The organism is Paraburkholderia sp. MM5482-R2 (genome assembly GCF_050436125.1).
Lineage (GTDB): Bacteria > Pseudomonadota > Gammaproteobacteria > Burkholderiales > Burkholderiaceae > Paraburkholderia > Paraburkholderia tuberum.
The window spans coordinates 1841027-1855848 of record NZ_JBNDLP010000002.1 but is presented as its reverse complement, the minus strand read 5'-3'; the positions used below and the strand labels follow the sequence as shown (position 1 = coordinate 1855848).

The following is a 14822-nucleotide window of genomic DNA, read 5'->3' as shown; positions in this document are numbered from 1 at the left end:
ACAGAATTTCTCTGGACCGGTTGATTGGTCTCTTCGCCGAGCAGAGGTTTGGCGGATCTGACGCCACCTCTTTATCTGGGACCGTTGCATGGAGTTCGTCAACGGCTTAAACGCGGATGCTTGCAGAATTGCCAGAGGCAGCGCCGCTCCATTTCGATTTTGACCGAACGCGTGCGCAGGGCATCTTTATCCAAAAACCACTGTTGCGACCAATCGTTTGTGGCTATGACCTCGATTACGAATCGCGGCTCACGGGTCGCCGTTTACTGAATAGAACGAAACAACGACCAGCGAGGTCATCGTTTCGTTTCACTACGACTCTCCTGTCATACCCCGTCACGCAAAAAACCGGCAGAACTTGACTCCGGACGCCGTCACGCGGAATGGCCCGCACTGCGATCAGATCGCGCCGCGCTCATGTACTCGCATCCCTCGGCTTCGCATCGGGCGCATCGTTAAGCGCGAACAACGCGTCCACGCTCCTGTTCGAGATCCGCTGTGCGATCGACTGGAGATCGGTTGAGTCCGGTTTGCCGATCAACGCATAGGCAAGATCGTTCTGCCGCCACGATACGACGGTCATGCCGTTCAACTGCTGTTGCGCGATCGCCTGGTCCGGTCGCGCGTCCTTCATCACACACAGCGCAACCGGCGCGCCGTGGTCGGGCAGATAGACGATCTGGACCAGCGGCTTGTCGTTGAAGCGCAGGCGCGCGACTGCCTTGAACGACAGCCCCGCCTCCCGCAAATCCGGCACACGCAATGCAATGCCGTCGACGTACCGGATCGCCGTGACGGTCTTCGCCGACGCGCCGAGGTCGGGCGTGATGTCGGCAACGGTATCGCGTGTATAGAGCCGTTGATAGCCCACCGCTGCATGGATCCACGACGCCGCATCGTTCGACGCGACAATTGCGCCGCCACTGCCGGGCACGCCCAGCCATGCAGGTCCGAGCCGCATCGCGAGGCCGGCGCAAAACGCGCCGGCGACAAATGCCGCGGCAAGCCACAGCCGCGCCTGCGGCTTTCTTGCGGGTATCGGCTGATGGGATGCGTGATTCGATTCGTCGCGCCGTGCGGCGCTCGCCATTGCTTCGATACGGCGCTGCAATTCGCCCGGTAAAGGCGGTAGCTTCTGCGTTGAAAACGCCTCGCGATAAGGGAGCTGCGACGCGCGCAGCAAATCGACGCTCTCCTGCAACTCAGGCGAAACGGCGAGTTCCTTTTCGATCGATGCCGCCTCGGACGGGTCAAGTTCGCCATCGACATACGCGATCAATTTACTGTCGTCGGGTCTCATAGGACGATAGGCTTAAAGGAAGTTGAGCACGATCAGCATTCGCCTGCAAGGCGCGGGTCGGGCACCGCCCGTTCGTCATCAAATTCCCATGATAACCGTAGTTGCGCGTTGTTCGCAGGTCGTACGCAGCGCGCGGATGAAGCGTGGATCACTGGCCAGGACTTGCTATTGCCAACCGTTTTCTCAGGCGTCGCTCCCGACACCTCGCGGTAGAGACGACATTCAACGACCATTCGATCCGGCAACGGCCTCCTCCCGAGTTCGGCGATTGAACGATACGCTATACGTCGACGACCGCGCGGCCAGCAACGGATCGGCGGATGGCGCGATGCCATCGGGCAGGATGGTCGGATCGAACGTGATGTCGCGACAGGGACCGTCGATCTGCGCCTGCGCGCGATCGATGACGATCGTGCCCACGTCGACCCGCTCGCGTTGCGGTGAGTCGATCCATTGCCGCGTCGAGTCGTCGATCGGATCGCCGGGCATCGCGACGTTCAGCACCAGATGCCAGCGCAATGGCCCCTTCGCGAGTTGCGTCATCAGAGCGTGCGACAGAAAGTCTGGATCGCTTTGCGCGCGAGCTTCGACAGGACGCCAGGGACTGTCCGGCACCACCTCCCAACGCACGAAACGCTGCACGCCCTGCGCATCCGTAGTCTGGAACGAACTGATACCGAAATAGGCCGCGTTGTCGAAGCGGGACGATGGCGGGTGCAAGCGGACCCATTCGAGAAACGCGCTGGCCTCAGGATGGCCGTCGAGAAACGCCTGCATTTTTGCGGGGTTCGCCTGACCGGTGTGCGGATCCAGCGCTTCCGCCTGAAGCTGTTCGAATAGCGCCTGCGGCGTGCGCACCGCGAAAATCGGCGTCGAATTCATCGCGAGACGCCATTGCTCGCGGTGCGGCAGCGCGATCAGCAACGCGAAGCTGCGCACCAGGGCTTCGCCGTCGTCTTGTTGCGGATTGCCGCCGGGCCTCGACAGTCGCCCGACGACGGCGTAGCTGCCGCGTTCGAACACGCTTGCGCGCGATACCGACGCGCCGTTGCCGTTGCTGTCGAAGTGTCCGGTGATGCAGATGCCCTTCGCGTGGTTGCGCCGGAAGCCCGGGTGCGGCGTCGTCGTCGCTTCGAATGCATCGACGATCCGCTGCGAAGTCAGGCGCGGCGGGAACCATCCGGCGCACCAGACGAACAGCGCCAGCAGTAACATAGGCGCCGCGAAAACCGCGAGCCAGCGCAGCAGCAAGCCATGGCCTCGCTGGTGATCAGCCCGACCGGGCATCGTCATGCGCGTCCGTGCGGCCGATGGTGGTCGACACCTCGCCGCCGTAAAGGCGTTTGCCGAGTGCTTCGAGATCGACGCCGCCGTGCTCGCCGATCAGCGCATAACCGAGTTGGCCGCGCCGCCACGCCACCACGTCCATGCCGCCGACGCGATCGCGCGCGGGCGCCGCGTCGGCCTTCGCTTCTTTCAGCACGCATAACGCGACGGGGCCGCCATGCTCCGGCAGGTAGACGATCTGCACGAGCGGTTTGCCACGAAATCTCAGGCGCTGCACGCGCTTGAACGAGAGCCCTTGACTGCGCAGGTCGGGAATCTGCAACGCCAGATTGTCGTATTGACGAATATTGGCGGCGGTGACGGCGGTCGCGCGCATGTCGGGTTGCAACGAGGCGACGGTGTCGCGTGTGTAAAGCTGCTGATAGCCGGCCGCCGCAGCGATCCACGGCGACACGCCCGGATCATTCGATGCCGTCGTGATGGCGCCGCCACCGGTCAGTTGCGGCAACAGACGGAACGCGATGCCGCAGGAGAACACGCCCGCGACGAACGCCACCGCCAGCCACGGCAATGATGCGCGCGGCTTCAGCCGATGCACATTGCCACCGGACGGGATCGATGACTCACCGCTGGTCGCGGTATCGATTGCGTCGGCGGCATTGACCGCGCCTTGTGCCGACGCACCTGCCAGATGCTGTCGAATCAGTTCGTCGACTTTGCGGCGCAACGTCTCCGGTACCGGCGGCAAAGCCTGCTGGCTGAACGCTTCCGCGTACGGCAATTGCGAGGCCCGCAGTATCGACAGGCGCGACGCCACGTCGTCCGACTTGCCGATCGCGCTCTCGACATGTGCGCATTCGTCCGGCGGCAATTCTCCGTCGACGTACGCCAACAGGGTGGTGTCGTCGATCGTCATCACACTTCTCGCTCGCTGCCGGATGAGCGCGCCGCCGTGGTTTCACGATTGCCGAATTGCGCCCCAATGGTCTGCCGCGCGCGGGACAGGCGACTCATGATCGTGCCGATCGGCACGCCGAGCGCCTCGGCGGCCTCGGCGTAACTCAGGCCCTCGACGGCCACGAGCAGCATGACGATCCGTTGTGCCTCGGGCAGACGGTTGACGGCGGCGATGATCTCGCCATTCAGCAGGTTCTCTTCCGGCGTGCGCGCATCGGGATCAGCAACGGTCTGCAGAAAATCGTCGTCCCATTCCATGCTCGAGCGGTTGCGCACGTTGCGCGCTCTCAGCTCGTTGATCCAGGTGGAATGAACGATCGAAAACATCCAGCTCAGAGGAGAAGTGCCTGGCTGCAATTGATGGGCGCGTTCGAGTCCGCGGACACAGGCCCGCTGGACGAGATCCTCGGCGTCGTGCTGGTTGCCGCACAGGCGCAGCGAGAACGCCCATAATCGCGGCAGCATTCCCGGCAGTTGACTGGGCAGACTCTCAACCTCTGCTGTTGGCATGATTGACTGGCTAATGGCGGCTTAATGGCGGCTTGATGGCGGCCGGGCGTGGCGGCCAACGACTGGCCAATTCCGGCTGGTTTCCCCAAGCCGTATTGTGCAACGTTCGCAAAATGTTTGCCGACGCGCGGCAATCGGCTCGCAAACATCATCCGCGGGCAATGAGCGTCAGATCGGCGAAGCACGCGCGCCGTCTTTGACGGTCGCGTCGGCATTCGACGCGCCTTCCTCCGCTTACTTCATGATCCATGGTCGCCGGTGTCCTCACCGGCGCCAATGTGTTGTGGAAATTGCCATACGTCAGCCTGGCTTGCCCCTGGGCACATCGTGCGTTGATCGTGCGGGCGCTCGAGGGCTTGAACGAGATGGTCAGTATGTCGGTGATCCACTGGCTGATGCTCGAGCACGGATGGACCTTCGCTGAGGGGCCCGGTACTGTGCCCGAAGCGCGTACGAGGAAGCAGTCGAGCCGCTATTCGAGACGCTGGCGTGGCACGAGGAGCCGCCGCACGCGCACGGAAAGACCGGGATGGTCGTGGGCCATCTCAGGCTAGCCAGCCGCGCAGCCGCGCGTGATCGAGAAAGCGATAGACGTCGGGCGCAAGTTCGGACGTGCCGAAAAGCCGTTCGAGTTCGCCGATGATGTCGTCGAGCTCGTGTTCTCCGTCGCAACGTGCGAGGATCGCGCCGGCGCTAGCGTTGAGCTTTACCATCCCTTCGGGATAGAGCAGCACGTAGGCGTCCTGCGCCGCTTCCCACTGCAGGCGGAAGACGCTCCGCAGGCGGGGGGCGCAGCGGCACGCCGCTATCCGCGTCACGCGTGTTCATAGGGGCCAGGCCTTTTCGACCGCATCGAGGATCGACCAGAGAATATCGAGTTTGAACCGCAGGATATCGAGCGCGCGCTGCTGCGCCTCGGGCGTGCCCGGCGTGGCGAGCGCCGCCCGCGGCGCCACTACGGCACTGCGGGCGGCATGCCGCAGCCCGCTCAGCGATTGGCGATATACATCGTGACTTCAAAGCCGAAACGCACCTCGGCGTACGACGGGGTGATCCATTGCATGGCATGTCTCCTTGTTTGCGATGGGACGGAAGAACCGCACTCGATGCGCGGCCGTTCCCTTCAGAGCAAAGGACATGCCGATGTCGCCACGCGAGGCTCGTTTGGCTCGCGCACAAGCCTTCGCCTGGGTATGGGCGCCGACATCGTCAATTCGCCGACGTAAGCGGGACGAACGCGTCGCCATACGACGCGCTCGGGAGATGGGCAGTGTTGATTTTTGGAGCACCACTGCTGCGGGACGCAACAACGGTGTGACAGCACGTGGGCGAAACAGAAGTGCTGATGAAAGCGGCGCGGTGGGTTCAGAAGTCGTCCACCTCACGATCCGGCTCGACCGCGGGCATCTTGCGATAGATCGTGTTGCGCGACACGCCGAGCTCGCGCGCGGCCGCCGAAACGTTGCCGCCATGCCGCGCGAGGGCGGCGGCAATCACCGACACGGTCACGTCCTGCAGGCGCGCGCACTCCGAAGCGAACGCATTGCCCGAGCCCGGCGTATCCGCCGCGCCGCTCGACGAAACGCCGCAGCGCAGATCATCGAAGAAGTCATCGGGCAAATGCTCGCGCCGGATCTCGCCGTCCGCGTCGACCATGGCCGCCGCGGTGCGCAGCAGGTTGCCAAGCTGCCTGAAGTTGCCCGGCCATGGACAGCGCTCGAACATCGCCATGACATCGGGTGCGACGTGAAGCGGCCGTCCGCTCGCGCTGGCGATCGATTCGCGCAGCAACATCTTCTGGATCACGACCGCGAGGTCGGTACGGTCGCGCAGCCGCGGCAGACGCACCACGAGGCCATTGAGCCGATAGTAGAGATCCTCGCGGAAGCGGTTTTGCGCGATCATCTCGCGCAAGTCCCGGTGCGTCGCGCAGATGATCGCGACGTCCACCGCGATGCTCCTCGTCGAGCCGAGCGGGTTGACGACGCGTTCCTGCAGCACGCGCAGCAGCCGCACTTGCAGCGAATACGGCATATCGCCGATCTCGTCGAGAAACAGCGTGCCGCCGTTTGCCTGCAGCAGCTTGCCGATCGCGCCTTTGCGCCGCGCCCCGGTGAATGCGCCCTCCTCGTAGCCGAACAGCTCGGATTCGATCAGCGTCTCGGGAATCGAAGCACAGTTGACCGCCACGAACGGCCCGGCGCAGCGCGGCGAATCGTTGTGGATCGCCTGCGCGAGCAGTTCCTTGCCCGTGCCGGTCTCCCCATTGATCAGGATCGGAATGTCCTTGCCGATCACCCTCCTGACCTTCGCAATGACCGCGGCGACCTGCGGGTCACCCGTGTCGAGATAGCTCAGACGCGAGAGTCCGGCGGCCGCCTGCGGCGGCTCCTCGCGCGCGAGCGCGCGGGCGCCGTCGTGCACGGCGACCGGACGGCTGCCCTCGGCGAGCGACGCCCGCCTGAACTGCACGCGCGCGCAGACGACCGCGCCGCTGCTCAGATTGAGCATCAGGTGCGCGTCGAGGCTCACGCGCGCGCGATCGATCAGTTGCGCGCTCGTGGTCTGGAACAGCGACGACAGCGTATGCGCGCGCAGCCCGGCGAGCGACATGCCGAGCTGGAACTGGGCACTGCGATTGGCCGACAGAAAGCGTCCGTCGCTCGTGAACGCCACGAGGCCTTCCATCAACGTGCCCAGAAACTCCGGACGACTATGGAAGGACACCTGCAGCGTTTCGTGAAAGGTGGTCGTAAAGAGATGATTCTCGATCATCTGCACCGACATTTTGGCGAGCGCCATCGTGTGCTGATGGTAGCTGCGGTAGTCGCCCGTCACGTCGAGCACCCCGATCGCGTCGCCATACGGATCGAGAATCGGCACGCTCGAGCAGGTCAGGAAGCGGTTTGCCGCCAGGTAGTGCTGGTCGCCGTGCACGACCATCGCGCAGCGCTCGGCCAGCGCCGTACCGATCGCATTGGTGCCCTGGCGGTCCTCGGCCCAGTTCGCGCCGGGCCGCAGCGCGACTTTCTCCGCGCGCGCGAGGAAGTCGTCGTCGCCGATCGAATGCAGGATCAGCCCTTCGGCATTGGTCAGCACGATCATGCTTTGCGTGTCGGCGATCTGCTCGTGCAGCGACTCCAGCACCGGCATCGCATGCGCGCACAACACCCGGTTCTGCTCGCGTTTGAGCACGAGACCCGCGTTCGAAAGAACCTCGTATTCCGGCCGCGCCGACGCGCACAGACCAAACGTTTCGGAGCGTTCGTGCGCTTTCTGAATTGCCGGCACGGGAAAGTCATTAGACCGTATGGCAGTCTGAGCCACGGCCCGGTGAACGTCATCGCGCATTGTCTCCCTCCTGGAAAGCCTGGTACCTCGCCAGACTTTTCTCCGTCCTCTTAAGCAAGCTCCGGGCCATCCATTTCAGCGACAGCTTCGCCCGCGATCCTGGCGTCGCCCTCGACCCGAGCATGCGCGCCAGCGCTGCAACTGTCCTGTTTCTCAACACTCCATCGCCCAGCGTTGTACCGGGATGCAACACATGGAGCGCCCTGCGCGCGATATGTGCCGCCGCACGTTTCAGGCGTGCCGCCCTTTCGGACTCGCCCACAAAAATGGCATGTGACTTGCAGTAACGGCACCGCAACCGGATCGACACGGAACAAAGGGGCGACGCCTCTGCCGGCACTGCATCGACAAACACTCAGGAGACGACCATGAAGAACCGTTCGCCCGCCGCAGGCCGGCTGGCTGTCCTTGGAGCGAGCATCGCGATCGCGGCACTGAACGTGGCTCCGGTGCACGCCGCCCCGGACTACCCCGCCGTGACCTACGAGCGCCTCGCTCAAGCACAGAGCGACCCAGGCTGGCTCACCTACTACCGCAGCTATAGCGGCCAGTCACATTCGCCACTGAAGCAGATCGATGCATCGAATGTCGCCGGGCTCAAGGAGGCCTGGAGCTATCAGTTCCCCGCGGAACTCAAGCAAGGCTTCGAAGCAACCCCGATCGTCAACGGCGGCTACCTTTTCGTCAGCACGCCGAAAGACAACGTCTATGCATTCGATGTCAAGACCGGCACGAAGCTCTGGAAATACGAGCCGAAGCTCGGTGCGGAATCGTTCAGGACCGCATGCTGCGACGTAGTGAATCGCGGCGTCGCGCTGTATGGCAAGAACGTCTACGTGGCCATGCTGAGCGGCGAGGTAGCCGCGATCGACGCGCAGAGCGGCAATGTCGTATGGAAGAAGCAGATGTTCGAACCGGGTCTCGGCTACGCGTTCTCGCTCGCGCCGCTCGCGCTCGACGGCGCGATCGTGGTCGGTACATCAGGCGGCGAGTATGGGATTCGCGGCTATATCGCCGCACTCGATCCCGACGACGGCTCGATCATCTGGAAGCGCTATACGATCCCGAATGCCGGCGACAAGGGCGGCGATACGTGGCCCGACGGCATGCAGGAACATGGCGGCGGCGCGGCGTGGCTGACCGGCACCTACGACGCCGCCACGCGGACGCTGTACTGGGGCGTCGGCAATCCGGGACCGTGGCTCGCCGCGCTGCGTCCCGGCGACAATCTGTACTCCGATTCCCTGCTCGCGCTCGATCCGAAGAACGGCGACCTGAAGTGGCACTATCAGTACACGAGTAACGACACGTGGGACTACGACGGCGTCAACACGCCGGTTCTTGCCAACATCAGCTACAAGGGCAAGCAGTATGACGCCATCATCCATGCCGACCGCAACGGCTTCTTCCACGCGATCGACCGCACGACCGGCAAGCTGATCTACGCGGAGCCGTTCGTCAAGGCGCTGTCGGTGACGGGCTATACCGCCGACGGCAAACCAGTTCAGGACGCCAGCCGGTTTCCCAAGGCCGGCACGACGATCAACACCTGTCCGAGCTTTCTCGGCGGCAAGAACTGGTGGTCGACTTCCTACGATCCCGAGCGGCACATCGCGGTGGTGCCCTCGCTGCATGCGTGCATGAGCCTGTCCGGCAAGTCGGTCAGCTACATGGAGGGTCTGCCCTACCTCGGCGAAGGCTTCGAGATCCAGCCTGAACCGGGCAGCCAGGGTTATGGCGAGCTTCAGGCCATCGATGTCAATACGGGCAAGAAGCTGTGGGGTCACTGGACCAGGATGCCCTGGAACGGTGGCGTCGCCACCACGGCCAGCGGCCTCGCCTTCAGCGGCTCGCTCGACGGCCATCTGTACGCGTTCGACGTGACGACGGGCAAGGTGCTGTGGGAGAGCCCGCAACTCGCGAGCGGCATCGTCGCGCAACCTTCCGTGTTCGAAGTCGACGGCAAGGAATACGTGGCCGTGCTCGCGGGCTACGGCGGTGCGAATCCGATCTGGGGCGGCCCGATGGCCGACGTCGCGAAGGACGTTCCGCGCGGCGGCACGCTGTACGTGTTCGCGCTCGATCGCAGCTAGGCGCAGCCACCGCACCCGCATCGTTCTGCCCATCCGGCCTTCGCAGCCGCATCTTTCCGCGCCCGCGCGCAGCCCATGCGGGCGCGGTGTTCCCGCCATCACAGGAACGCACCATCATGAACATTCGATTCACTCACCTTGCTCTCGCCAGCGCGCTCGTCGCCGGCGCCGCACATGTTGCCGTCCAGGCGGCCGCGCGGACGTCTTCCAGCGTCCGTGTGTGCACGATGCCCGGCAGCCCTTCGGCCGAGCTGGACAAGTCCGTTGCACGCGCGGTGTTGAGCGCGGCGGGCATTACCGCGACATTCGCGCCGCGCGGCATCGACGACGACGGCGGCGACGACGGCATCTCCGCTCGCGAGCTCTCGACATCGCTGCAGCGCAACTGCGACGTGATCGCGGGCTTTCCGCGTTCGAGCGTGGCCGACGGCTCCGACTCGCACCTGCTCTTTTCCGACAGCTATCTGCACTCCGGTTACGTCAGCGTCACGCTGCGCGGCGCCCATGCGGCCAACACCCCGGTCACGGCGCCGGACGGCAAAATCACCATTGCCGCCACCTGGTCGAGCCCGTCGCAACTGATCGCGGTCCAGCAGAAGAACGCGCGCTTCGATCTGGAAACCACCTCCGAGCTGACCGTCGACGCCCTCGCGAAAGGGCGCGCCCAGCGCGCGATCGTCTGGTACCCGGCCGTGGTGGCGTATCGGCATGCGCACCCGCAGCAGCACTTCGACGTTGCCGTCGCCGAGTCGCCCTATGCCGACTGGAATCTGGTGTTCGCGTCGGGGCCCGACACGCAGCCGCTGCAAAAGCGCATCGATGACGCGCTCACGCGTCTGCGCAGCGATGGCCGGCTCGCAGCGCTCACGCGCAACTGGGCGCTGCCAACCACCCTCGCGAGCGGTTCGGCGACCGCGGCCAGCACTCACGCGAGTCTCGCGCGCTATCTCGACGGCCCGACCCAGGCGTCGCCGCGTGCGGACCTATGGCGCGTGGGCGGCATGCCCGCCGCCAGCGGCTTCATCAAGGTTGCGGCGACGACCGAGACACCGTCGTTCGATCACGATCAGGTCACCCACGGTGAACATCTGTATGCCGATTCGTGTGCGAAATGCCACGGCGAGAAGCTCGAAGGCAACACCGCGCCGTCGTTGATCGGACCGGCCTTCGCGCCAACGGCGAACTCGCATCTGACGATCGGCGGCATTTACCAGTACATGTCGACCAACATGCCCGCGGATCATCCCGGCAAGATGAGCGACGAGGAGTACGCCGATCTGATGGCCTTCCTGCTCTATACGAATGGCTACGACGCCGGTAACGCGAAGCTGACCGCGCAAGCCGCGCAATCCTCGACCACACCGCTGAACGCCGGACCGCGCCACTAACACGTTGCTTCGCACCGCATTACGACGCCACGCCGCTTCAAGCGAATGCGGCATGGAGGACCCATTTCTTTTCTCAGGGCATCATCATGGTCTCTCACAACCGCAGACACTTCATTCTCCAGGCCGCGGGCCTGTGTGCCGCGCTCGCCAGCGCCGAGCTCGCGTTAGCCGCGCCGCCCGCCGTCGATGAAAACGACGCCACGGCCAGCTCGCTCGGCTATCGTGCGAAAGCGAGCAGCGTCGACGCAGCGAAGTTCCCCAAGTACCACGCGGGCCAGGACTGCGCGAACTGTCGTTTCTACACTGGCGCAGCGGGCGAGGCTTCAGGACCGTGCCCGATGTTCCCCGGCAAATCGGTTGCCGCCGACGGCTGGTGCAACGTCTATGCGCCACGCGTTTGAGGGCTGGTCCGTGGGTGCGCCGCCAAGCGGCGCACCCATGACGGCAGGCGAAGACACGTCGCCCCTGGACCCTTCGCTCGCTGATTCGATGCGATAGCTGAACGACGTTCGAGCTCTGCTAAGCTACGGTCCGCCGCACCTATTCTTAGGCTCCCGAACAAACCGCGAGATCATTTGAACCGGAGAAGATCGATGTCGACACCCTGGCTGGGGCGCTGCCTGTGCGGCGCGGTGCAATACGAAGCTCGCGGTGATTCACTCGCGCAACTGATCTGCCATTGCCGCGATTGTCAGCGCGCGTCAGGTTCCGCGGGGTTGCCGGTTGTCGTAGTGAGAGCCGCCGGCTTTTCGTTCAAAGGCGACGTCAGGCCTTATACGAAGATCGGCGGCAGCGGAATGCCCACGACGCGCAACTTCTGCGCTCATTGCGGCAGCCTGCTATTCGCTACGCCGCATCATGCGCCGGACATCGTGACCCTCTATGCCGGCACGCTCGATGATCCTGCGCGGTTCAAGCCCGAGTTCGCCCAGTTCACGTCCGAACGCCGTCAACTGGATGCCCACCAGCCTGACATTCCCCACCATCCGCAAAGAGCGCCCTGACCGGTGCAATCAAAGATGCCGTGTTTGCGCGGGCGGATTGCCCCAGTCGTCGTGCAGCCCATCGCGATAGGTGACTGGCGCATTCAGCGCGGCATCGAGATCGAGTTCATCGAGGCACATGATGTTCACGTTGATATACGGATACCCCGTGCCGTTTGGCATATCGATGCGATCGAATACGTGGACCCCGCAGCGTTTGCAGAACGGGTGATGCGCGACCGCATTGTGCCCCTGATATTCGCTCAGCGCGGCTTCATCCGAAAGAAGACGAAAATCTTCCCGGCGAACCTGCACGTGCCAGAATCGCAGCCTGCTGCAGTAGCTGCAATTGCACTTCGACGTGCCCTCGTCGAAATCGATGCGAGCCTCGAACTTCACGAATTGGCAATGGCAACTTCCGAGGTACGTGCGCAACATGGGGTTCTCCGGGGTTGAGGGCCGCTGCCATTATGGACGGCACGACTTCGCGCTGCCAATGCACGAGCCGTCGCAACCCTCGCAGTAATGGCGGTCGCGCACCGCGCGATCCACGCGCCAGACGTTGGCCGCAACCGGCGCCGCCGTCCCCGCCGAGCGTCCGTTTTCCCGCGCATGAAAGGTCGGCTCGCCCGCCTTGCCGCGGCGAATCGCTTCATCGACGTCCTGCTCGCCGAACACCGCTTTCAGTTCGGCCACGAACGCCGCGATCTCCGGCATCGGATGCCCGGCTGGCTTGCGCACTCGCATGTCCATGAACCCGCCCCCCAAAAAGTGCCTGTTCGCTATCTCATAAAACCATGTAGGATACTGTATATCCATACAGGTATTTTCGCAAATGACAGCCCCCCTGCCAGCACCGGAAGCCATTCACCCGTCCTTGTGGCGGGCGTCCCAGCTTGGCGCTGGCCGCGGCCGCAGCGTCGATACCGGCTATCCGGCCCTGTCGGCGGAGTTGCCCGGCGGTGGCTGGCCGCTCGGCGCGCTGGTCGATCTGCTCGTGCAGCAGGCCGGCGTCGGCGAACTGCGGCTGTTGCAGCCGGCGCTCAGCGCCGTCGGCGAGCGTCCGCTCGTCTTCGTGCAACCGCCGCATACGCCGGACGGCCTCGGGCTCAACTACATCGGCCTGTCGCTGCAGCAGGTGCTGCGGATCAATGCGCCGAAAACCGCCGACGCGCTGTGGTCCGCCGAGCAGATCCTGCGCGCCGGCAGTTGCGGCGCGCTGATCTTCTGGGCGCAGTACGCGCAGGCGTCGTCGCTGCGCCGTTTGCATCTGGCCGCGCAGTCGTCGGAGACGCTTTTCATCATGGTGCGGCCGCTCGCCACCGCGCAGGAGGCATCCCCCGCGCTGCTGCGGCTCGCGCTCAGGCCATCGGCCGAAGGTCTCACCATCGACATCGTGAAACGACGAGGGCCCGCTCGCGCAGAGCCCCTGTCGATTCCCCTTCAACCCACTCCCGTTCTGCTTTCCCGACATGCGCGTCTTTCTCGCCGTTCATCTGCCAAAGTTGCCGCTCGAGGTCTTCAGACCGAAGTGGTCGCCTGAGCCCGCGCATGGCTGCGCGGTGCTGGAGAAAGACAAGGTGGTCATGGCCGACCCCGCCGCGCGCTCGGCAGGCGTGCGTCCGGGCATGAGGCGCGGCGGCGTGCTGACGCTGTCGCCGCAGACCGAGATGTATGAGCGCGATAGCGGCCGCGAAACGGCGGCCCATCGCGAGGTGGGTATCGCGCTGATGCGCTTCTCGCCCGAAGTCGCGCTGCTCGATGAGGCGACGGTCGTCGTCGAGATCGGCGCGAGTTTGCGGCTCTTCGGCGGCCTGCTCGCGCTGTGCCGCGATACGAAAACCATCCTCGACGCGCTCGGCTTCACCGCGCGCATCAGTGCCGCGCCGACCGGCCAGGGCGCGTGGCTGCTCGCGAAGTTTGGCAACCGGCGCGTGCTGAAGCTCGCGTCGCTCGACCAGCGCCTGTCCGCCCTGCCGATGCTCGCCGTGCCCGAAGTCCGCCCGTTCGCCGACTGGTTCACGGGCCTCGGTTGCGAGCGCATCGCCGATCTGCGCCGCCTGCCCCGCGCCGGCCTGCAGCGCCGCTGCGGCGAACATCTGCTCGACTCGCTCGACCGCGCGTTCGGGACTGCGCCCGAACTGTTCGACTGGCTCGAACTGCCGCCCACGTTCTCGGCGCGCATCGAGATGCCGGACCGGCTCGAACACGCGGATGGCGCGGTGTTCGGCGCGCAGCGCCTGATCGTGCAACTGTGCGGATGGCTGTGCGCAAAACAGCTCGCGCTCACCGGCATTCGCCTGTCGCTCGAACACGAGCGCGGACGCGCTGCGATCGAGCCGACCACGATCGACGTCGCACTCGGCGAGCCGACCTGGCGCGAAGAACATCTGATGCGGCTGCTCAAGGAGCGGCTGCATCGTATCGAACTCGCCGCGCCCGTGATCGCGTTGCGGCTCGACGCGTCGAACGTCGAGTCGGCCGCGCCCGCGTCCGACACGCTGTTTCCCGAACCGGGCGGCTCGCAGGAGGATCACGCGCGGCTGCTCGAACTGCTGGTCGCGCGGCTCGGCGAAGAGAACGTGCTGAAACCCGCGCCGAGCGCCGATCATCGTCCGGAGATCGCGAACCGCTGGCTGCCGGTGTCGCAGCCGGTCAAGCCCGGCCCGCTGCCGCAGAATCTGCCCCGCCCGACGTGGATGCTCGACACGCCCGTGCGTCTGCTGATGCGCCAGCACCGCCCGTTTTATGGCTCGCCGTTGCGCATGGTGTCGCCGGGCGAGCGCATCGAGAGCGGCTGGTTCGACGGCGAGCTCGTCACGCGCGACTACTTCGTCGCGCAGGCGGACGACCAGAGCTGCTACTGGATCTACCGCGAGCGCGTGAGCAGCCGCGACGCGGAAGAAGAGCAACGCTGGTTCCTGCATGGCCTGTTCGGCTGATAGGCGCGGAT

14 protein-coding genes and 3 pseudogenes are annotated in these 14822 nt (G+C 64.8%); 7 read left to right on the top strand and 10 right to left on the bottom strand.

Translation table 11 applies throughout. The annotated features are described in order from the left end of the window. Positions 1-415: 415 nt before the first annotated feature. From OKW37_RS11405 to OKW37_RS11390, 4 genes are all read right to left on the bottom strand, one after another. The gene (locus OKW37_RS11405) at positions 416-1300 is read right to left on the bottom strand and encodes an anti-sigma factor family protein (RefSeq protein WP_429406445.1); all 885 of its coding nucleotides are present in this window, start codon (positions 1298-1300) and stop codon (positions 416-418) included. A 222-nt stretch (positions 1301-1522) separates the two neighbouring features. Next, complete coding sequence (locus tag OKW37_RS11400) at positions 1523-2587, bottom strand: catalase family peroxidase (protein ID WP_429408426.1); 1065 nt, start codon at positions 2585-2587, stop codon at positions 1523-1525. Continuing rightward, complete coding sequence (locus OKW37_RS11395) at positions 2571-3503, bottom strand: anti-sigma factor (RefSeq protein ID WP_429406447.1); 933 nt, start codon at positions 3501-3503, stop codon at positions 2571-2573. Before OKW37_RS11395 ends, OKW37_RS11400 begins: the two co-directional genes overlap by 17 nt. Further along, on the bottom strand, positions 3503-4054 hold the full coding sequence (locus OKW37_RS11390; protein WP_429406449.1) for an RNA polymerase sigma factor: 552 nt from the start codon (positions 4052-4054) through the stop codon (positions 3503-3505). The genes OKW37_RS11395 and OKW37_RS11390 overlap by 1 nt, the downstream gene beginning before the upstream one ends. A 296-nt stretch (positions 4055-4350) precedes the next feature. On the opposite strand from OKW37_RS11390, the pseudogene OKW37_RS11385 reads away from it, so the two are divergent. Continuing rightward, a pseudogene (locus OKW37_RS11385) lies at positions 4351-4500 on the top strand (glutathione S-transferase family protein); the annotation flags it as partial. 99 nt (positions 4501-4599) lie between these two features. On the opposite strand, the pseudogene pqqD reads toward OKW37_RS11385, so the two are convergent. The 4 genes and pseudogenes from pqqD to OKW37_RS11365 form a co-directional block, all read right to left on the bottom strand. After that, a pseudogene (pqqD, locus tag OKW37_RS11380) lies at positions 4600-4882 on the bottom strand (pyrroloquinoline quinone biosynthesis peptide chaperone PqqD). Then, positions 4879-4977 (bottom strand): annotated as a pseudogene (locus OKW37_RS11375) (pyrroloquinoline-quinone synthase PqqC); the annotation flags it as partial. The pseudogenes pqqD and OKW37_RS11375, both read right to left, overlap by 4 nt. A 65-nt stretch (positions 4978-5042) precedes the next feature. After that, positions 5043-5117, bottom strand: a complete 75-nt coding sequence (gene pqqA / locus OKW37_RS11370) for a pyrroloquinoline quinone precursor peptide PqqA (protein ID WP_090805708.1) — start codon at positions 5115-5117, stop codon at positions 5043-5045. A gap of 302 nt (positions 5118-5419) precedes the next feature. After that, positions 5420-7405 (bottom strand): sigma-54-dependent Fis family transcriptional regulator, encoded by a 1986-nt coding sequence (locus OKW37_RS11365; RefSeq protein ID WP_429406453.1) that lies wholly within the window; start codon positions 7403-7405, stop codon positions 5420-5422. A 368-nt stretch (positions 7406-7773) separates the two neighbouring features. Between OKW37_RS11365 and OKW37_RS11360 the strand changes: the two genes are divergently transcribed. From OKW37_RS11360 to OKW37_RS11345, 4 genes are all read left to right on the top strand, one after another. Further along, a complete protein-coding gene (locus OKW37_RS11360; protein ID WP_429406455.1) occupies positions 7774-9498 on the top strand; it encodes a methanol/ethanol family PQQ-dependent dehydrogenase in 1725 nt (574 codons plus the stop codon). A 116-nt stretch (positions 9499-9614) separates the two neighbouring features. Continuing rightward, on the top strand, positions 9615-10886 hold the full coding sequence (locus OKW37_RS11355; protein ID WP_429406457.1) for a c-type cytochrome: 1272 nt from the start codon (positions 9615-9617) through the stop codon (positions 10884-10886). 86 nt (positions 10887-10972) lie between these two features. Next, positions 10973-11287: a high-potential iron-sulfur protein gene (locus OKW37_RS11350; RefSeq protein ID WP_429406459.1), complete on the top strand. Its 315-nt coding sequence runs from the start codon at positions 10973-10975 to the stop codon at positions 11285-11287. Between the two features lie 192 nt (positions 11288-11479). After that, a complete protein-coding gene (locus tag OKW37_RS11345; protein ID WP_429406460.1) occupies positions 11480-11890 on the top strand; it encodes a GFA family protein in 411 nt (136 codons plus the stop codon). Between the two features lie 9 nt (positions 11891-11899). On the opposite strand, the gene OKW37_RS11340 is transcribed toward OKW37_RS11345, so the two are convergent. Both OKW37_RS11340 and OKW37_RS11335 read right to left on the bottom strand, forming a co-directional pair. After that, on the bottom strand, positions 11900-12307 hold the full coding sequence (locus OKW37_RS11340) for a GFA family protein (RefSeq protein WP_429336273.1): 408 nt from the start codon (positions 12305-12307) through the stop codon (positions 11900-11902). 30 nt (positions 12308-12337) lie between these two features. Next, complete coding sequence (locus OKW37_RS11335) at positions 12338-12622, bottom strand: hypothetical protein (protein WP_184066902.1); 285 nt, start codon at positions 12620-12622, stop codon at positions 12338-12340. An 82-nt stretch (positions 12623-12704) separates the two neighbouring features. Between OKW37_RS11335 and imuA the strand changes: the two genes are divergently transcribed. Together imuA and OKW37_RS11325 are read left to right on the top strand one after the other, a co-directional pair. Beyond that, positions 12705-13412, top strand: a complete 708-nt coding sequence (imuA, locus tag OKW37_RS11330; RefSeq protein WP_184066899.1) for a translesion DNA synthesis-associated protein ImuA — start codon at positions 12705-12707, stop codon at positions 13410-13412. Beyond that, positions 13342-14811, top strand: a complete 1470-nt coding sequence (locus tag OKW37_RS11325) for a Y-family DNA polymerase (RefSeq protein ID WP_429406463.1) — start codon at positions 13342-13344, stop codon at positions 14809-14811. The genes imuA and OKW37_RS11325 overlap by 71 nt, the downstream gene beginning before the upstream one ends. Positions 14812-14822: the final 11 nt, after the last annotated feature.